We start from the raw sequence: 18,369 nt of genomic DNA, 5'->3' as shown, positions 1-18,369 counted from the left end.
TCCTTTCCCCGCCCACCCCCGCTCCACCCTGTTGATCAAGAGGTTTGCGTCATGCGAGAACGTCCCGATGACGCAAACCTCTTGATCACCGCGCTCAGGTGGGGCTCAGGCCGGGGTTACGGTCAGGGTGTTTGTGGGGGTTGTGAGGTCGACCTTGACGGTGTTGCCGTCGCGGATCGTGCCCGAGAGCAGGGCCTTGGCGAGCTGGTCGCCGATCGCGGTCTGGACCAGGCGACGTAGCGGGCGGGCGCCGTAGATCGGGTCGTAGCCGTGCTCGGCGAGCCAGCCCCGGGCCGCGTCGGTGATCTCCAGACCGAGCCGGCGGTCGGCGAGACGCTTACGCATCCGGTCGAGCTGGATGTCCACGATCGAGCGCAGATCGTCCCCGCGCAGCGAGGCGAAGACCACGATGTCGTCCAGCCGGTTGAGGAACTCCGGCTTGAAGTGCGACCGGACCACGGCCAGGACACCTTCCCGACGCTGCTCCTCGGCCAACGTCAGGTCGCTGATCATCGACGACCCGAGGTTGGAGGTGAGGATCAGGATCGCGTTGCGGAAATCCACCGTGCGGCCCTGACCGTCGGTGAGCCGGCCGTCGTCGAGCACCTGGAGCAGCACGTCGAAGACGTCCGGGTGGGCCTTCTCCACCTCGTCCAGCAGGATCACCGAGTACGGCCGGCGGCGCACCGCCTCGGTGAGCTGGCCGCCCTCCTCGTAACCCACGTAGCCGGGCGGGGCACCGACCAGGCGGGCCACCGAGTGCTTCTCGCCGTACTCGCTCATGTCGATGCGGACCATCGCCCGCTCGTCGTCGAAGAGGAACTCGGCGAGCGCCTTGGCCAGCTCGGTCTTGCCGACACCGGTCGGGCCGAGGAAGAGGAAGCTCCCGGTCGGGCGGTCCGGATCGGCGACGCCGGCCCGGGCCCGGCGTACCGCGTCGGCGACGGCGCCCACCGCCTCGGCCTGACCGACCACCCGGCCGCCCAGCGACTCCTCCATCCGGAGCAGCTTGGCAGTCTCGCCCTCCAGCAGCCGGCCGGCCGGGATGCCGGTCCAGGAGGCGACCACCGCGGCGATGTCGTCCGCGCCGACCTCCTCCTTGAGCATCGCGCCGTCGGCCTGGAGCTGGGCGAGCTCTTCCTCGGCCTGCTTCAGCTCGACCTTGAGGGCGGGAATCCGGCCGTAGCGCAGCTCGGCGGCGCGCTCCAGTTCCCCGTCGCGCTCGGCCCGCTCGGCCTCGCCGCCCAGGCGCTCCAGCTCCTCCTTGGCGGTGGAGAGCTTGGTGATGTGGCTCTTCTCCGTCTGCCAGCGCTCGGAGAGCACGGTCAGCTGCTCGCGCTTGTCGGCCAGCTCCTTGCGCAGCCGCTCCAGCCGCTCGGCGGAGGCGGCGTCCGGCTCCTTGGCCAGCGCCATCTCCTCGATCTCCAGCCGGCGTACCGCCCGCTCGATCTCGTCCACCTCGACCGGCCGGGAGTCGATCTCCATCCGGAGCCGGGACGCGGACTCGTCGACCAGGTCGATCGCCTTGTCCGGCAGGAACCGTTCGGTGATGTAGCGGTCCGACAGCGCCGCAGCGGCGACCAGCGCGGCGTCGGTGATCCGCACGCCGTGGTGCACCTCGTAGCGCTCCTTGAGCCCGCGCAGGATGCCGATGGTGTCCTCGATGGTGGGCTCGCCGACCAGCACCGGCTGGAAGCGGCGCTCCAGCGCCGGGTCCTTCTCGATGTGCTCGCGGTACTCGTCCAGCGTCGTGGCGCCGACCATCCGCAGCTCACCGCGGGCGAGCATCGGCTTGAGCATGTTGCCGGCGTCCATCGAGCCCTCGCCCTTACCGGCGCCGACCACGGTGTGCAGCTCGTCGAGGAACGTGATGACCTGCCCGTTGGAGTTCTTGATCTCCTCCAGCACGGACTTGAGCCGCTCCTCGAACTGGCCGCGGTACTGAGCGCCGGCGACCATCGCGCCGAGGTCCAGCGAGACCAGCTTCTTGTCGCGGAGCGACTCGGGCACGTCACCGGCCACGATCCGCTGGGCGAGGCCCTCGACGATGGCGGTCTTTCCGACGCCGGGCTCGCCGATCAGCACCGGGTTGTTCTTGGTACGCCGGGACAGCACCTGGATCACCCGGCGGATCTCCGAGTCCCGGCCGATCACCGGGTCGATCTTGCCGTCGCGGGCGCTGGCGGTCAGGTCGACGCCGTACTTGGCCAGGGCCTGGTAGGTCTGCTCCGGGTCGGCGGTGGTGACCCGCCGGTCCCCACCCCGGACGCTCGGAAAGGCGGCGACCAGGGACTCCTCGGTGGCGCCGACCGACGTCAACGCGCTGGACACCGAGCCGCCCACCCGGGCCAGGCCGGCGAGCAGGTGCTCGGTGGAGGTGTACTCGTCGCCCAGCGGCCGGGCGATCTGCTCCGCGGCGCCGATGGCGTTGACGAACTCACGGGCCAGCGTGGGCTCGGCGATGCTGGAGCCCCGCGCCGCCGGCAGGGCGTCGACCGCGCGCTGGGCGACCCGGCGCAGCTCGGCGGGATCGGCCCCGACGGCGCGCAGCAGGCCGGCGGCGGTCGAGCCGTCGGTGTCCAGCAGTGACAGCAGCAGGTGCCAGGGCTCCACGGTGGCGTGGCCGCGCTGGTTCGCCAGCGCGACGGCACCGGTGATGGTCTCGCGGCTCTTGGTGGTGAGGCGTTCGGTGTTCATGGGCTCCCCCGGATCGGCGTTGTCCACTGGGTTGGACACAACCAGAGTTGAGCGTATTCCACTCAACCCTAGCGTTGTGACGTCCATCACTCTCGCCGACGCCACCGCCAGTCGAACTCGCCGGCCGCCGGGGGCGGGCCGGGTAGCGGGTCGGTGTCCGGCGCCGCCGACAGCCCGGCCAGCAGCACCGCCAGCTGCCGCCGGCGCAGCTGCCCGGTCCGCTCCGAATCGGGTACGCGCACCGCGGCGCACGCCTCCAGCAGCAGCCCCAGGTCCTGTACGACCACGTCGGGGCGCAGCCGCCCACTGGCACGGGCCCGCTCGAAAAGGGCGGTGGCCAGCTCGTTGGCGCGCATGGCGTCCCGGCCCATCTCCTCGGTCGGGGCGAAGGTGCCCGCCAGGTGGACGGTGAGCGAGTGCACGTCGGCGTCGACCACCCGAGCCAGGAACCCGGCGAACGCGGCCCAGTCGTCCGACACCGCCAGGGCGGTCTCGGCCTCGGCGATGTACCGGCGCAGCCCGTCGTGGCAGAGCTGGCGCAGCAGGTCCTCCTTGCCCGCGTACCGCCGGTAGAGCGCACTGATGCCGACGCCGGCGCGTTCGGCGACGGCGGCGATCGGCGCCTTCGGGTCGTCGAGGAAGACGCCGCGGGCGGCTTCGAGGATCACCTCGTCGTTGCGGGCGGCCTGCGCACGGCGGCCGGCCAGCGGCGTTTCCGTCTTTCCGGGGGACGTTGCCATGCACCCAGACTAACAGTGGAACGGATCGTTCCGGTCTGCTACTGTGGAAGCAGAACGAAACATTCCGTTCCGAAGGAGTTCCGAGATGACCGGCACCGCGATCCGTCCGTTCCGCGTCGAGATCCCGCAGACCGCCCTCGACGACCTGGCTGCCCGGCTGGGCCGCACGATCTGGCCCGCCGAGCTGCCCGGAGCCGGCGACGCCTACGGGATGAGCACCGATCGGGTCCGCGCCCTCGCCGACCGCTGGCGGGACGGGTTCGACTGGCGGGCCGTCGAGGCCCGGCTGAACGCGTACCCCCAGTTCGTCACCGAGATCGACGGCGAGCAGATCCACTTCCTGCACGTCCGGTCGACCCGACCCGACGCCACCCCACTGGTGCTCACCCACGGTTGGCCCGGCTCGGTGCTGGAATACCTGGACGTGATCGCCCCGCTCACCGAACCGACCGCACCGGACGCGCCGGCCTTCCACCTGGTCATCCCGTCGCTGCCCGGCTTCGGGTTCAGCGGCCCGACCCGCAGCACCGGCTGGAACCGGTACCGCACCGCCCGCGCCTGGGCCGAGCTGATGAGCCGACTGGGGTACGACCGCTACGGCGCGATCGGCAACGACGCCGGCTCGATGGTCGCGCCGGAGTTGGGGCGGATCGACGCGGCGCACGTGCTCGGCGTGCACGTCACCCAGCTCTTCTCGTTCCCGTCGGGCGACCCGGCCGAGTTCGCCGGGCTCTCCGAGGCGGACCAGGCGGGGCTCAAGCACCTCCAGTGGTTCTACGAGAACAAGTTCTCGTTCAACCAGGTGCACAGTCAGCAGCCGCAGACCCTGGCATTCGGGCTGGCCGACTCGCCGGTCGGACTGCTGGCCTGGAACGCCCAACTCTTCGACGAGAGCCTGGACGCCGACTTCATCCTGGCCAACGTGGCGCTCTACTGGTTCACCGGCACGGCCGCCTCGGCGATCCGCTTCTACTGGGAGGACGCGCACGCCGGCGACGCGCCGACCGAAGCGACTACCGCGCCCACCGCGCTGGCCATGTTCCCCGGCGACTTCCAGTCGATCCGCCGCTTCGCCGACCGGGACCACGCGAACATCGTCCGATGGACGGCGTACGGCACGGACGTCGAAGGCCGCGGCGACGTCGGCGGCCACTACGCCGCCCACCAGGCCACCGACGTGCTGGTCGCCGACATCCGCGAGTTCTTCGCCAGCCTTCGCTGATCACAGCGTGCGCGCCGGTGCCCACCCCGCTCTGCCGGGGTGGGCGTCAGCGCATCCGGGGCGCCGGGCGTCGAGTGCCGCGGCCTGGGCTTCAACCCACGCAACACGCCACGTCCGATATCCGGACGCCGGCTGTTGCGCCTGTTCACCGAGGCGCACCCGAGGGATAGATCCACTCCGTTTCCCCGATATCGGGGTGTCCGGACTGCTGGGATACCGCGACATCGGGGAAACCGAGTCGATCATCAAGGAGGAACCAAATCGGCGCGCAGCACGCAGGTCCCTGGAGGGGCCGAATTCGACCAAGATCTGGTCTGGTCCGGTAAGCGGTAGCCTTGGCGGGTGCGAGTACGAGTCGAGCAGATTGCCTTACCCGGGATCGGCGTACGCCACGATCTGGTGACGGAGTCCGGGCGCCGCCTCGGCGTGGTCTCCCACCGCAACGGCCGCCGGGATCTTGTCCTCTACGACCCCGACGATCCCGACTCCTGCCAGGCGGACATCCCGCTGACCGACGACGAGGCGGAGGCGCTCGCCGACATCCTCGGCGCGTCGCTGATGCTCGGCCAGCTCTCCGGGCTGCGCGAGCAGGCCGCCGGTCTGCTCACCGAGCAGATCGCCATCACGGCGGGGTCGCGGTACGTCAACCGGAAGCTCGGTGACACCAAGGCGCGTACCCGCACCAGCGCCTCCATCGTGGCGGTGCTGCGCGACGGCGAGGTGATCGTCTCGCCGCTTCCCACCTTCCGCTTCGCGGCCGGCGACGTGGTGGTCGTCGTCGGGACCCGCAAGGGTCTCGACGGTGTGTCCGCCATCCTCGCCGACAGTGACCCGGACGGCTGAGGCGGATGCACGAATCCACCACACTGCTCGTCGAGGTCGGCGCGCTGCTGCTGTTGCTCGGTGTCCTCGGTCGGCTCAGCCGCCGGGTCGGCCTCTCGCCCATTCCCCTCTACCTGCTCGCCGGGCTCGCGTTCGGTCACGGCGGACTGCTCCCGCTCGCCGCCAGCGAGGAGTTCTTCGCGGTCGGCGCCGAGATCGGCGTGATCCTGCTGCTGGTGATGCTCGGCCTGGAGTACTCGGCCAACGAACTGGTCGGCAACCTCCGGTCGGCGGCCCCGGCCGGGCTGATCGACGGCGTTCTCAACGCACTGCCCGGCGCGATCTTCGCCCTGCTGCTCGGCTGGGACTGGGTGGCCGCCCTGGTGCTCGGCGGCATCACGTGGGTCTCGTCCTCCGGAGTGATCGCCAAGGTCCTCGGCGACCTGGGCCGACTCGGTAACCGCGAAACTCCGGTGATCCTCTCGGTCCTGGTGATCGAGGACCTGGCGATGGCGCTCTACCTGCCGCTGGTCACCGCGGTGCTGGCCGGCACCGGCCTGCTCGGCGGCGGCATCGCGCTCACCGTGGCGGTGGGTACGGTGCTGCTCGTGCTGGTGCTCGCCATCCGGTACGGCCATTTGATCTCGTCCGCTCTGTCGGCGAAGGATCCGGAGGCGCTGCTGCTCGGCGTACTCGGGCTGACCCTGTTCATCGCCGGTCTCGCGGCGAAGCTCCAGGTGTCGGCGGCGGTCGGGGCGTTCCTGGTCGGCATCGCGCTCTCCGGGCCGGTGGCGCACCACGCCACCGAGTTGCTCTCCCCGCTTCGGGACCTGTTCGCCGCGGTGTTCTTCGTCTTCTTCGGGCTGGTCACCGACCCACGGGACATCCCCCCGGTGCTACTGCCGGCGCTCGCGCTGGCCGTGATCACCATGGCGACGAAGACGCTCACCGGCTACCTCGCGGCCCGCCGTGTCGGCATCGCCGAACCCGGTCGATGGCGGGCCGGCCTGGCACTCGTACCCCGAGGTGAGTTCTCCATCGTCATCGCCGGGCTCGCGGTGGCCGCCGGCAGCGTCGAGCCGCGGTTGGCCGCGCTGGCCACGGCGTACGTCCTGATCACCGTGGTGACCGGGCCGATGCTGGCCCGGCTGCCCGACTTCCCGTGGTTCAAGCGGTGGCTGCGCAACCGCGCGGCGGCCGAGCGGCGGGAGCCGGTCCCGGTCCACGACTGACGCGCCGCCGCCGCTGCCGTGGCCCCTGATCGACACGGCAGCGGCGGTGGGTGGGCCCCGCGATCCGTCCGGTGGGCCCGGCCAGGCCAACGGTTGCTGAATTGCTCCCCACGGGGACTACCGCAGCACCCGACGGCGGGATACCGTTTCGCCGCAGCAGCCAGGGTCCGCGGGTGGCCAGTGCCGACGCGGGCGAAAGCGGAAGGTTGGCCGGTGAGCGTGCAGGAGTCGACGTTCCACGGCTTCGCCAACCCCGTCGATCCGACTCCGGCGGAGTTGCGAGCTTGGGCATACCAGCCCGATTCGGTGCCGTTGGCGTCCATGCCACCGGACTGGGACCTACTGGTCTCCGGTGACCGGCTCGTGCTGACGCTCTTCGAGTTGGCGATGGACCCGACCTGCCCGGCCCGCCGCTTCGCGCTGCACTGCCTGTACATCTACGCGGCCGACGGCATCCGGACGAACTTCCGCGCCCACCCGAAGCGCCGCTTCCGCAAGTTGGTCGAGCAGGCGGAGCGCGACGGCGACGAGCTGATGAAGATCTGGGCGCACAACGGCCGCGTACTGCTGGCCCGGCCGGATCTCTTCGTCTACCGGGACTGGTGCGAAGGCGGCCTGGTCCGCGAAAACCGCCGCCTCGGCTGACGCGGCTCTCCCGCAACAACGAACGGGCCGGGACCCCCGCCGCAGGACCACCGCGTCCCGGCCCGCACTCAGGACGAACTGCGGGCCGGGACCCCCGCCGCAGGACCACCGCGTCCCGGCCCGCACTCAGGACGAACTGCGGGCCGGGACCCCCGCCGCTGGGTTACCGCGTCCCGGCCCGCACTCAGGACGACGTGCGGGCCGGGACCCCCCGTGGGTCCCGGCCCGCACGTCGGTCCGGTCAGTCCTGCTTCCGCTGGGTTTCGGCCCGGGCCTGGTCGACGCCGTGGTCGACCTGGTCGGCGAACCGCCCTTCGACGATCCGGTCCCGGAAGCTTCCCTTGGTCACCTTGTCGAACTTCTCGCGGACGGTGTCGGCCAGGTCCTCCAACCGGTCCTCCGTCTGCTGGGCCATCTTCTTCGCCGGCTCCGCCATCGCTCCCCCTGCCATGCCGGTAGGTCCGAATTAAGCCGATAGAACCCGTATCGACAGGCTAACCGGAACGGCCCGGCCCGCGCCGGAAAATCCGGTGCGGGCCGGGCCGAATAAGAACGGGACCGGAAGAGCGGGTCAGCGGTCGGGCGTACGGCGGGGCCGCCAGACCACCAGCGCGGTGGAGGTGCGGTTGGTCGGCACGAGATCACGACCGGGGAAGCGGGCCAGGGACTCCAGCTCGGCCACCCGGCGGTACGCGGCGTCCAGCTCCGCCTCCAGCCGGGCGACCCGCTGCTGCGCCTGCTCCAGCAGCCGCTCCAGCCCGATGATCCGCTTGACTCCGGCCAGGTTGATCCCGTCGTCCTGACTGAGCCGCTGCACCTCACGCAGCAGCACCACGTCGCGGACGCTGTAGCGACGCCCGCCACCGGCCGCCCGTCCGGGCTGCACCAGCCCCAGCCGGTCGTACTGGCGCAGGGTCTGCGGGTGCATCCCCGCCATTCGTGCCGCTACCGAGATCATCAGCACCTTGGCCTCGTAGGCAGGGTCACCCGAACCGAGGAACTCGCCCGACATCCCGCTCACCTCCGCGTCCATCCCACCGGACTAACTGACCCGACGCACCCGGGCGTCGAGATGTTCCCTGGCCGCCGGCGGACTCTGCTCGGCGAACGCCTCCAGCGCCGTCCGCGCCTCGTCCGACAACCGGGCCGGCACCACCACGTCCAGCGTGACCAGCAGGTCGCCGGCCTGCCCGTCGCGACGGACCACACCCTTGCCCCGGGCCCGCAGCACGCGCCCGCTCGGCGTACCGGGCGGGACCCGCAGGGTCACCGCGCCGTCGAGCGTCGGCACCCGCAGGTCCGTGCCGAACACGGCCTCCGCGAAGGTGACCGGCACCGTCAACGTCAGGTCGTCACCGGTACGACCGAACAGCTCGTCCGGCCGGACCTTGACGTGTACGAACAGGTCGCCGGCCGGGCCGCCACGCTCACCCGGCTCGCCGCGCCCGGCCAACCGGATCCGCTGCCCGTCGGCCACCCCGGCCGGGAAGCGCACGTTCAGCGTGCGGGTCTTGGTGACCCCACCGCTGCCGTGGCACTCCGGGCACTTCTCCTCGACCACCGTGCCGACGCCCTGGCAGGTGCGGCACGGCTCGGAGAAGCTGAACGACCCCTGGTTGCGGGTGGTCACCCCGGCGCCGTGGCAGGCCGGGCAGGTGCGCGGCTGGGTGCCGGGCTTGGCCCCGTTGCCGTGGCACGTGTCGCAGACGCCCGGGGCGCGCAGCGTCAGCGGCAGGGTCACGCCCCGCACCGCGTCGCCGAAGTCCAGCGCCACCTCGGTCTCCACGTCCCGACCCCGGGCCGGACCGCGCGGCGCGGCCTGCCCGCCGGCCGAGCCGCCGGAGAAGATCGAGCTGAACAGGTCCTGGAAGCCGGCCCCGCCGAAGCGACGGTCGCCGCCAGCGCCGCCGCCGAACATGTCGGAGACGTCGAACGGCATGCCACCCGGCTGGCCGGCGCCCCGGGCGTTGCGCCGGAACGCGCCCGAGCCGAACAGCGAGCGCATCTCGTCGTACTCCCGGCGGCGGCCGGTGTCCGACAGCACGTTGTACGCCTCGGAGGCCGCCTTGAACCGCTCCTCGGCCTTCGGGTCGCCCGGGTTGTGGTCCGGGTGTGACTCCCGGGCCAACTTGCGGTACGCCTTCTTGATGTCATCCGCGGAGGCGGCCTTGTCCACGCCGAGCACGGCGTAGAAGTCCTTCTCGAGCCAGTCCTTCGAACTCACCGGTCCACCCCCTTCCGACCGTCGTGGCCCGGCCGTCCCGCCCACCGCATCGCGGTGGGCGGGACCGGCCGGTCACCGTCTCGCACTATTCCGGATCCGCGACCGCTACCAGCGCGGGGCGCAGCAGCCGTTCACCGAGCTGGTAGCCGCGCCGCATGACCTGCACGCAGGTCGGCTCGCTGACCTCGGCCGAGGTCTGGTGCGCGACCGCCTCGTGCCGGGTCGGGTCGAACGGGTCGCCCTGTTCGCCGAACGCGTTGAGGCCGAACTTGCCCAGCGCGGTGACGAGCTGTTCCGCTACCGTGCCGAACGGCCCGACCAGGTCGCCGTGTTCCCGGGCCCGGTCCAGGTCGTCCAGGATCGGCAGCAGCGCGGCCAGCACCGAGCCGGTCGCCTGCTCCTGCACCAGGCTGCGGTCCCGGTCGACCCGCTTGCGGTAGTTGGCGTACTCCGCCGACACCCGCTGCAGGTCCCGCGTCCGCTCGTCCAGCTCGGCCCGGAGCGCCTCCAGCTCGGCACCGAGCGGCGTGCCGACGCCGGCACCGCCGTCGACCGGCTGCGCCGGGGCGTCCACCACCGGCGGACTGGACGGCGCCGGCCCGTCGACCGGGGTGGACTCGATCTCGATCTCGTCGACCACGACCTCGGCGTCCTCGACGAGGCCCTCGGCCGGTACGTCGCTCCCCGCGTCCGCAGCCGCGCCCTCGGGCTCCGTGGTGTCGCTGAGCTTGCGGTTGTTACGGATGACGACCCGCTCCCCGTCGCCGGTGGCCGGCTCGGTGGGCGCGGAGCCACCCGGCGCCGACCCGGTGTCGCCCGGGTCGGCGGCTCGTGGCTTCTGCGTCATGCGGCTACCTCATCCCCTTCGCAGTGGATACGTGTCGAGAACCGACGGTCACTTCTTGCCGTCCTCGTCCACGATCTCCGCGTCGACCACGTCGTCGGCGCCACCGGCGGCGCCGGCCTGCGGGCCGGTCGCCCCCGTCGCCCCGGTCGCACCCGGGCCGGCCTCGCCACCCGGCTGCTGGCCCTGCTCGGCCTGCTGCGAGTAGAGCAGCGAACCGGCCTGCTGGGACACCTGCGCCAGCCGCTCGTGCGCCGACTTGATCTTCTCGATGTCCTGGCCGCCGAGGGCGCCACGCAGCTCGCCGAGCGCCTCGTTGAGCTGCTCCCGGTTCTCGCTGGGCAGCTTGTCGCCGCTCTCGGCGAGGAACTTCTCGGTCTGCCACTGGAGCGCCTCGGCCACGTTGCGGGTCTCGGCGTCGTCGCGGCGGCGCTTGTCCTCCTCCGCGTGCTCCTCGGCGTCCCGGCGCATCCGCTCGATGTCGTCCTTCGGCAGCGAGGAGCCGCCGGTGATCGTCATCTTCTGTTCCTTGCCGGTGCCCAGGTCCTTGGCGTGCACGTTCACGATGCCGTTGGCGTCGATGTCGAACGCGACCTCGATCTGCGGCACGCCACGCGGCGCCGGCGGGAGGCCGGTCAGCTCGAAGGTGCCGAGCTTCTTGTTGTAGGCCGCGATCTCCCGCTCACCCTGGAACACCTGGATCAGCACCGACGGCTGGTTGTCGTCCGCCGTGGTGAAGACCTCGGAGCGCTTGGTCGGGATGGTGGTGTTGCGCTCGATCAGCTTGGTGAAGATGCCGCCCTTGGTCTCGATGCCCAGGCTCAGCGGGGTCACGTCGAGCAGCAGGACGTCCTTGACCTCACCCTTGAGCACACCGGCCTGGAGAGCGGCGCCGACGGCGACGACCTCGTCCGGGTTGACGCCCTTGTTCGGGTCGCGGCCGGTGAGCTGCTTGACCAGGTCGGTCACGGCGGGCATCCGGGTCGAACCGCCGACCAGGATCACGTGCTCGACGTCGGAGATCTTGATCCCGGCGTCCTTCACGGCCTGCTCGAACGGGCCCTTGCAGCGGTCCAGCAGGTCCTGCGTCATCCGCTGGAACTCGGCGCGGCTGAGCGTCACGTCCAGGTGCAGCGGGCCGGCGGAGCCAGCGGTGATGTACGGCAGGTTGATGTTGGTGGTGGTGGCGGCGGACAGCTCGATCTTGGCCTTCTCGGCGGCCTCACGGAGCCGCTGGAGGGCCATCTTGTCCTGGCTCAGGTCGATGCCGTGCTCGCCGCGGAACGTCTTGACCAGGTGGTCGATGATCCGCTGGTCCCAGTCGTCGCCGCCGAGGTGGTTGTCACCGCTGGTCGACTTGACCTCGATGACGCCCTCGGCCAACTCCAGCAGCGACACGTCGAAGGTGCCGCCACCGAGGTCGAAGACCAGGACGGTCTGCTCCGTGGAGCCCTTGTCCAGCCCGTACGCCAGGGCGGCCGCGGTCGGCTCGTTCACGATCCGCAGCACGTTGAAGCCGGCGATCTCACCGGCCTCCTTGGTGGCCTGGCGCTGGCTGTCGTTGAAGTAGGCCGGGACGGTGATCACCGCGTCGGTGATCTGCTCGCCCAGGTACGCCTCGGCGTCCCGCTTGAGCTTCATGAGCGTCCGGGCCGAGATCTCCTGCGGGGTGTACTTCTTGCCGTCGATGTCGACGGACCAGTTCGTGCCGACCTCGCGCTTGACCGAGCGGATCGTCCGGTCCGGGTTCGTCACCGCCTGGCGCTTGGCGACCTCACCGACGAGCACCTCCCCGTTGCGGGCGAACGCGACGATCGACGGGGTCGTCCGCGAGCCCTCAGCGTTGGCGATGACGGTGGGCTCACCGCCCTCGAGAACGCTGACGCAGGAGTTCGTCGTGCCGAGGTCGATACCGACCGCACGTGCCATCTTCGCTTCCTCGCTTCGTAAGGTTGTGCAGGTGACGGGCACCGCCCGTGGACTGCTTGGCGGGCGCCGCCCGCAGCGGGCCCACCACAAGTTGAGTGAACTTGACTCAATAGTGCCACGCGTTTGCGGATCGTCAAGTTAGGTTGAGCCGACCCGACGCAACCCAGCCGTTATTACCGTCCGGTTGTCTTCCCTTGCATCGGTCGGGCACGCTTTAGCGGTGACGACGCACGGCGATCCCGCCACCCGTTCCGGCGCGCCCGCCGTCGCAGCCCGCACCGGCCCGCCGGACGCCGCGGAGGAGCCGCCCGCCACCACCGGGGACGACAGCCTCCCCGGCGCGCTGTCGGGTCTCCGGGCCGCGATCGGCGCGACCGGGTACCCCCTCGCTCTGCCCTCCGCCGGGCCGGCGCGGCACACCGCCACCGCCCTCACCGACCAGCTCGACGACTACCTGCTGCCCCGGCTCGCCCGACTCGACGCGCCACTGCTCGTGGTGGTCGGCGGCTCCACCGGCGCGGGCAAGTCGACCCTGGTCAACAGCCTGGTCAAGGCCCGGGTCAGCGCCGCCGGTGTGCTCCGGCCGACCACCCGCTCACCGGTGCTGGTCTGCAACCCCGCCGACGCGGCCTGGTTCCGGCAGGGTGAGCTGCTGCCCGGGCTCACCCGCACCACCGAGCCGAGCGAGGACCCGCGCGCCCTGCACCTGGTCACCGCCCCGGCTCTGCCCGCCGGGCTGGCCTTCCTCGACGCGCCGGACATCGACTCCGTGGTCGACGCCAACCGGGCGCTCGCCGGCCAGTTGCTCGCCGCCGCGGACCTCTGGCTCTTCGTCACCACCGCCGCCCGGTACGCGGACGCGGTGCCGTGGGAGCTGCTGCGCAGCGCCCGGGCCCGGGGCGCGGTGATCGCCATGGTGCTGGACCGGGTGCCCGCCGAGGCCGCCGACGAGATCTCCGCGCACCTGGCCGAGATGCTCACCGCACAGGATCTCGGCCGGGCGCCGCTGTTCGTGCTGCCGGAGACCTGGGTCGACGGTCAGGGGCTGCTGCCCGAGGGTGTCACCGCACCCCTGGCCGACTGGTTCGCCCGCCTGGCCGGCGACGCCGACGCCCGGGCGGCCGTGGTCCGGCAGACCCTGGACGGGGCGCTGGCCGCACTGCACCCGGCCGTCGAGGAGCTGGCCGACGCCGCCGACGAGCAGGTCGCCGCCGCCGACAGCCTGGACGAGCGGGTCCGGGCCTCCTACCGGGGCGCCGAGCGAACCGTCGAGGAGGGCCTGCGCGACGGCCGCCTGCTCCGTGGTGAGGTGCTCGCCCGATGGCAGGAGTTCGTCGGCACCGGGGAGCTGTTCCGCACCCTGGAGGCGCGGATCGGCCGGCTGCGGGATCGGGTGGTGGCCGCCGTCACCGGTCGTCCGGCACCCGCCGCCGAGCTGCGCAACGCCATCGAGTCGCAACTGGTCACGCTGCTGCGCGGGGTCGCTTCCGAGGCCGCCGAGGCCGCGTACACGGCGTGGAAGGCGCACCCGGCGGGGGCCGGGCTGCTCGATCCGGGGCTCGCACACCCCAGCGACGACCTGCCCGAGCGCGCCGAGCGGATGGTCCGGGACTGGCAGCGCGGGGTGCTGGAGCTGGTCCGGGTCGAGGGGGGCGACAAGCGTTTCGTGGCCCGCACGGCCGCGTACGCGGTGAACGCCACCGGGCTCGCCGTGATGATCGCCGTGTTCGCCTCCACCGCGTTCATCCCGACCGGGCTGGAGGTGGCCACCGGGGCCGGCACCACGGTCGCGGCCCAGGCCGTACTCCAGGCGATCTTCGGCGACCAGGCGGTGCGTACCCTCGCCGCCAAGGCCCGCGCCGACCTGCTGGAGCGGGTGCGGACGCTGCTCGACGCGGAGGCCGACCGCTTCCTGGCCCGCACCGCCGACGCCCGCCCCGCCGCGGACGCCGGCGACGGGTTGCGCCGGGCCGCCGGCCGGGTCGAGCTGGCCCGGCACCGCAGCGGCCTGGCGACCGGCGGCGACACCCCGCCGGCCGCCGACGAGGAGGGCTCCCGGTGACCAACATCGCCGGCCGGGTACGCGAGGCGTTCCGGGGCGACCAGCGGATCGACCCCGACGCGCTGATCGCCCGCCTGGACGCGGTACGCCGGTTCCTGACCGCGGTGGACGGCCTGCTGCCGGACTCCGAGCTGGTGCCCGCGCACACCCTGGTCGAGCGGGCCGGCACCCGGCTCGCCCTGTCCCGCGACCACACCGTGGTCGCCCTCGCCGGCGCCACCGGCAGCGGCAAGTCCAGCCTGTTCAACGCGCTGGCCCGGCTGGAGCTCTCGCCGGTCGGAGTCCGCCGCCCGACGACCGGCGTCACGCACGCGTGCGTGTGGGGGGCCCTGGAGGGCGCCAACCGGCTGCTCGACTGGATCGGCGTGCTGCCCCGGCACCGCTTCGTCCGGGAGAGCGCGCTGGACGCGGACGACGAGACGGCGCTGCACGGGCTGATCCTGCTCGACCTGCCCGACTTCGACTCGGTGCAGCGGGCCCACCGACTGGAGGTGGACCGGCTGCTCGGCCTGGTCGACCAGGTGGTCTGGGTGGTCGACCCGCAGAAGTACGCCGACCGCGTCATCCACGACAGCTACCTGCGCGAGTTCCACCGCCACCGCGACGTCACCCTGGTCGTGCTCAACCAGGCCGATCGGCTGCCCCCGGCCGAGCTGCCCCGGGTCCTGGACGACCTGCGCCGGCTGCTCGACGCGGACGGGCTGACCGGCGTGCCGCTGCTGGCCACCACCGCCATCGACCCGGCCGGGATGGTCGGGCTGCGCACCGCGCTGGAACGGACGGTCGCCGAGCGACAGGCGGCGCTGCGGCGGCTCGCCGGCGATGTCGACACCGTGGTCGCCGCGCTGGACGACCTGGTCGGCTCCGCCCGGCCGGCGGGCGGACCGGACGATGCCGCCGTCGGCGGGTTGAACCGGGCGCTGGCCGGCGCGGCCGGAGTGCCGGCGGTGACCGAGGCGGTGCAGCAGGCGTACCGGCACCGGGCCGGCGCGGCCACCGGCTGGCCGGTGGTCCGGGGCTGGCGGCGGCTGCGACCCGACCCGCTGCGCCGCCTGCACTTGCCCGGCCCGGGCGGTGATCAGGTCGACCCGGCGGAGAGCCTGGTCTCGGCGACCTCGGTACCGGACCCGACGGCCGCCCAACGCTCGGCGCTCGGCCTGGCGATCCGCGCGGTCGCCGACCGGGCCGCCGCCGACCTGCCCGCGGCCTGGCCGGCCGCGGTCACCTCCGCCGCGCGGTCCCGCCTCGGCGACCTGCCGGACGCGCTGGACCGCGCGATCGCCGGCACCGACCTCGGCCTGGACCGTCGACCGATCTGGTGGCGGTTGGTCGGCGGTGTCCAGTGGTTGGTCACGCTGGCCGCCGTGGTCGGGCTGGGCTGGCTGGTGCTCGGCTACGCACTGCGGGCGCTCGGCCTGCCCGCACTGGACAACCCGATGGTCGGGGAGGTGCCACTGCCCACCGTGCTGCTGCTCGGCGGGCTGCTGGCCGGGCTGCTGGTGGCGGCGCTGACCCGACCGGTGGTGCGCTGGGCGGCCCGGCGGGCGCGGAGTCGCGCCGAACAGCGGCTGACGGCCAAGGTCGCCGGCGTGGGCGAGGAGTACGTGCTCGCCCCGGTGCGGATCGTGCTCGCCTCGTACGCGCAGGCGCGCGACGCGCTGCGGGATGCCGCCCGCCGCTGACGCGCCCCGCACGGCTCGCTACCACTCTGTGCACGGCCCGAGCGGCGTAGGGTCGGAGCATGGCCACGCCTCAGACCCCCTACGACGCGGTGCTGCACGCCGCACGCGACGTGACCAAGCTCGAGTCGGCGCTGGACGCCGAGATGCTCGGCAGCGCCCTCCTGGGCAGCGTCTACGCGATCGCGGAGACCGACCGCGACACCGCCGTACGGGAGTTCGTCACCGGGTTCCTCGCCGCCACCGCCCGCCGCCGGATCGCCGCGGCGACCACCATCCGGCAGGTCTTCGCCGCGCTCGTCCCCAACGCCGAGGGCACCGAACGGGTGCGCCCGGGCAGCCAGGCGCCGGCCTGGACTGGCCAGCTCGGCCGGGTGCACCTCACCGGCAGCTGGGCGTACGGCGACGTCTACGGCGACCAGACCTCCTACCTCGCCACCTTCGCCTACGACGATGCGGCCGGCGGCCCCGAGCACGCGCTGGTGGCCCTGGTCGACCACAACATCGGGATCACCAAGGACATCTTCGTCGGTGGGCCGGCGGAACGGATCCTGGACCAGGTCCGGCAGATGTGCGCCGACGACGAGCTGACCTGGTTCCGCACCGAGGACCCGGCCCAGCTGCGCGGCGAGGTGGCCCGCCACCTCGCCGTCACCGACGACCTGGGCGAGCTGCCCGGCGAGGGTTCACTCGCCACCGACCGGGCGCTGGTCGGCGCCCGGCTGGCCGTGCTGCCCACCGCAGCCGACCCCACCAGCCCGGCGGAGGTCGAGCCGCTCTCCGCCGCCGAGCGCACCGAGCTGGTCCGACGGTTCCTGGCCGCGCCGGAGGCCGCCCGCTTCGGGTTGGACGCCGTCGACGGCCCGGAGCTGGCCTCGCTGCACTTCTGCCTGAGCCTGCTGCTGGACCATTCGGCGACCTTCCCGGACGCCGACCCGATGCGGTGGAGCCCCGCCGTGTCCGGGCTCTTCCTGCTCGACTGGGTGCACCGCCGGGCCGTGCTGGACATGGACGACGCGGCGATGCTGCCCCGCGTGCTGCGCGCCTGGGCCCGGTACGCGTCGCGCCAGCGTGGGCTGCCCGAGACGGCCGCGACGCGCACCGACGAGGCGATCGAGGAGATGGTGCCGGAGTTCGCCCGCCTCTACTCGACCGGCGAGCGGCGCAGCCCGGCCACCGCGGCGGTGGCGCAGCTGATGGCCGACGGGGTCGACCCGGACGACCCGGCAGCACTGGACGCCTGGATCGAGGCGAACCGACACCGCCTCGCCGACGACGGCGCCTGACGGCATCCCGGGCGGCCGGCACCTCGCCGCCCGCCCGGGACCCATCGGCGCAGCGCTCACGGTCAGCGCAGCGCGCCCGGTCAGCGCAGCAGGCCGAAGACCACCCCGGCGATCAGTGCTCCGAGCACGCCGCCGGCCAGCACCTGCCCAATGGTGTGGTCCCGTAGCCGCACCCGGGACCAGCCGACCACGCCCGGCAGCGGCGCGGCGACGAGCAGGTGGGTCCCGAAGGTCAGCACCAGGATGATCAGCGTGCCAGCGGCCACCGCCGAGTGGATCGACATCTTCCACCAGTGGCTCACCGACACGGCCACCACCAACCCGACCAGCCCGGACACCGCCAGTGCCAGCAGCGGGCGGGGTGCGCCGAGCACGGCGAGCAGGGCCAGCCCGGCGGCGACCGAGCCGAGGCCGACGAGCAACGGCACCCGCCGCTGGTCCCGACGGCCGACGTGGTGGTCCGTGAGCCGACCACGGCGTACTCCGCCGACGATGTAGGCGAACGGAATGCCGGTGACGAAGAGCGTGGCGAGCAGACCCCACGCCAGGCCGTGCCGGGCACTGGGCGAACTGTGCCAGCTCACGGTGACCATCAGCAGTGTCACCAGCACCGCGGGCGCGGTCAGCTCGGTGACCAGCCGGGCGACCCGCAACCCCGGGCCTGGCCGGGCGGTGACCGGGCGGAGTTCCGCACCGCCGCCCACGCCACCCCCTCCGGTACGCGCCTATCGCCGACCGGCGCCGGCACCGGGCCGGTCGCGCCTGACCGTCACCGTACCGCCGGGGACCTCGTGAGGTGAGCCCGTCCGCCCAGCGGCGAGGGACTGGCCGTGGGGGCCGGTCGGACGGACGGGACCGTCAGGGATGTCGTGACGGTCGGGCCGGGCCGGCTGGGCGGTGAACCGGGGCTGGCGGGCGGCGCGGACGTGGTGGCCGGCGCGGGCGTGGTGGTGGCCGGAACGGGCGTGGTGGCCGGCAGGGAGAGGG

15 protein-coding genes are annotated in these 18,369 nt (G+C 72.7%); 7 read left to right on the top strand and 8 right to left on the bottom strand.

Annotation, left to right across the window (positions count from 1 at the left end; translation table 11 throughout):
- Positions 1-105: 105 nt before the first annotated feature.
- A complete protein-coding gene (clpB, locus tag EAD89_RS02375) occupies positions 106-2,697 on the bottom strand; it encodes an ATP-dependent chaperone ClpB (RefSeq protein WP_121674527.1) in 2,592 nt (863 codons plus the stop codon).
- 86 nt (positions 2,698-2,783) lie between these two features.
- Positions 2,784-3,437: a TetR/AcrR family transcriptional regulator gene (locus tag EAD89_RS02370; protein WP_121674526.1), complete on the bottom strand. Its 654-nt coding sequence runs from the start codon at positions 3,435-3,437 to the stop codon at positions 2,784-2,786.
- 85 nt (positions 3,438-3,522) lie between these two features.
- Here EAD89_RS02370 and EAD89_RS02365 point away from each other — a divergent pair, with 85 nt between their 5' ends.
- The 4 genes from EAD89_RS02365 (at position 3,523) to EAD89_RS02350 (ending at position 7,358) form a co-directional block, all read left to right on the top strand.
- Positions 3,523-4,659, top strand: coding sequence for an epoxide hydrolase family protein (locus EAD89_RS02365; RefSeq protein WP_121674525.1), 1,137 nt, complete (start codon positions 3,523-3,525; stop codon positions 4,657-4,659).
- Between the two features lie 342 nt (positions 4,660-5,001).
- The gene (locus EAD89_RS02360) at positions 5,002-5,502 is read left to right on the top strand and encodes a cation:proton antiporter regulatory subunit (RefSeq protein ID WP_121654272.1); all 501 of its coding nucleotides are present in this window, start codon (positions 5,002-5,004) and stop codon (positions 5,500-5,502) included.
- A gap of 5 nt (positions 5,503-5,507) precedes the next feature.
- Positions 5,508-6,713: a cation:proton antiporter gene (locus EAD89_RS02355; RefSeq protein ID WP_121654273.1), complete on the top strand. Its 1,206-nt coding sequence runs from the start codon at positions 5,508-5,510 to the stop codon at positions 6,711-6,713.
- Between the two features lie 213 nt (positions 6,714-6,926).
- Positions 6,927-7,358: a hypothetical protein gene (locus tag EAD89_RS02350; RefSeq protein ID WP_074315768.1), complete on the top strand. Its 432-nt coding sequence runs from the start codon at positions 6,927-6,929 to the stop codon at positions 7,356-7,358.
- 241 nt (positions 7,359-7,599) lie between these two features.
- On the opposite strand, the gene EAD89_RS02345 is transcribed toward EAD89_RS02350, so the two are convergent.
- The 5 genes from EAD89_RS02345 to dnaK all read right to left on the bottom strand — a co-directional run bounded on the left by EAD89_RS02345 (position 7,600) and on the right by dnaK (position 12,355).
- Positions 7,600-7,794, bottom strand: coding sequence for a hypothetical protein (locus EAD89_RS02345; RefSeq protein ID WP_121674524.1), 195 nt, complete (start codon positions 7,792-7,794; stop codon positions 7,600-7,602).
- 135 nt (positions 7,795-7,929) lie between these two features.
- On the bottom strand, positions 7,930-8,370 hold the full coding sequence (locus EAD89_RS02340; protein ID WP_030332087.1) for a heat shock protein transcriptional repressor HspR: 441 nt from the start codon (positions 8,368-8,370) through the stop codon (positions 7,930-7,932).
- A 30-nt stretch (positions 8,371-8,400) separates the two neighbouring features.
- On the bottom strand, positions 8,401-9,582 hold the full coding sequence (gene dnaJ / locus EAD89_RS02335) for a molecular chaperone DnaJ (RefSeq protein ID WP_121654275.1): 1,182 nt from the start codon (positions 9,580-9,582) through the stop codon (positions 8,401-8,403).
- Between the two features lie 85 nt (positions 9,583-9,667).
- On the bottom strand, positions 9,668-10,429 hold the full coding sequence (gene grpE, locus EAD89_RS02330) for a nucleotide exchange factor GrpE (RefSeq protein ID WP_121674523.1): 762 nt from the start codon (positions 10,427-10,429) through the stop codon (positions 9,668-9,670).
- 48 nt (positions 10,430-10,477) lie between these two features.
- Positions 10,478-12,355: a molecular chaperone DnaK gene (gene dnaK / locus EAD89_RS02325; protein WP_121674522.1), complete on the bottom strand. Its 1,878-nt coding sequence runs from the start codon at positions 12,353-12,355 to the stop codon at positions 10,478-10,480.
- Between the two features lie 220 nt (positions 12,356-12,575).
- Here dnaK and EAD89_RS02320 point away from each other — a divergent pair, with 220 nt between their 5' ends.
- Genes EAD89_RS02320 through EAD89_RS02310 form a run of 3 tightly spaced genes read left to right on the top strand, consistent with a single transcriptional unit; the run spans position 12,576 to position 17,382 of the window.
- Positions 12,576-14,417 carry an ABC transporter gene (locus EAD89_RS02320; RefSeq protein ID WP_121654278.1) on the top strand — a complete coding sequence of 614 codons (1,842 nt, stop codon included), beginning with the start codon at positions 12,576-12,578 and terminating at the stop codon, positions 14,415-14,417.
- Positions 14,414-16,099, top strand: a complete 1,686-nt coding sequence (locus EAD89_RS02315; protein ID WP_121654279.1) for a GTPase — start codon at positions 14,414-14,416, stop codon at positions 16,097-16,099. Before EAD89_RS02320 ends, EAD89_RS02315 begins: the two co-directional genes overlap by 4 nt.
- A 59-nt stretch (positions 16,100-16,158) precedes the next feature.
- The gene (locus EAD89_RS02310; protein ID WP_121654280.1) at positions 16,159-17,382 is read left to right on the top strand and encodes a hypothetical protein; all 1,224 of its coding nucleotides are present in this window, start codon (positions 16,159-16,161) and stop codon (positions 17,380-17,382) included.
- An 80-nt stretch (positions 17,383-17,462) separates the two neighbouring features.
- Here the strand turns inward: EAD89_RS02310 and EAD89_RS02305 are convergent, their stop codons facing one another.
- Positions 17,463-18,086, bottom strand: a complete 624-nt coding sequence (locus EAD89_RS02305; protein ID WP_121654281.1) for a phosphatase PAP2 family protein — start codon at positions 18,084-18,086, stop codon at positions 17,463-17,465.
- Positions 18,087-18,369 lie beyond the last annotated feature (283 nt).

Source organism: Micromonospora sp. BL4, assembly GCF_003667505.1.
Taxonomy (GTDB): Bacteria; Actinomycetota; Actinomycetes; order Mycobacteriales; family Micromonosporaceae; genus Micromonospora.
This window is presented reverse-complemented; position numbering and strand designations above follow the sequence as displayed.

Excerpts from the sequence above, each read along its gene's own strand:
- clpB (WP_121674527.1), bottom strand. The coding sequence starts at position 2,697 with ATGAACACCGAACGCCTCACCACCAAGAGCCGCGAGACCATCACCGGT.
- EAD89_RS02370 (WP_121674526.1), bottom strand. The coding sequence starts at position 3,437 with ATGGCAACGTCCCCCGGAAAGACGGAAACGCCGCTGGCCGGCCGCCGT.
- EAD89_RS02365 (WP_121674525.1), top strand. The coding sequence starts at position 3,523 with ATGACCGGCACCGCGATCCGTCCGTTCCGCGTCGAGATCCCGCAGACC.
- EAD89_RS02355 (WP_121654273.1), top strand. The coding sequence starts at position 5,508 with ATGCACGAATCCACCACACTGCTCGTCGAGGTCGGCGCGCTGCTGCTG.
- EAD89_RS02345 (WP_121674524.1), bottom strand. The coding sequence starts at position 7,794 with ATGGCGGAGCCGGCGAAGAAGATGGCCCAGCAGACGGAGGACCGGTTG.
- EAD89_RS02340 (WP_030332087.1), bottom strand. The coding sequence starts at position 8,370 with ATGTCGGGCGAGTTCCTCGGTTCGGGTGACCCTGCCTACGAGGCCAAG.
- grpE (WP_121674523.1), bottom strand. The coding sequence starts at position 10,429 with ATGACGCAGAAGCCACGAGCCGCCGACCCGGGCGACACCGGGTCGGCG.
- dnaK (WP_121674522.1), bottom strand. The coding sequence starts at position 12,355 with ATGGCACGTGCGGTCGGTATCGACCTCGGCACGACGAACTCCTGCGTC.
- EAD89_RS02310 (WP_121654280.1), top strand. The coding sequence starts at position 16,159 with ATGGCCACGCCTCAGACCCCCTACGACGCGGTGCTGCACGCCGCACGC.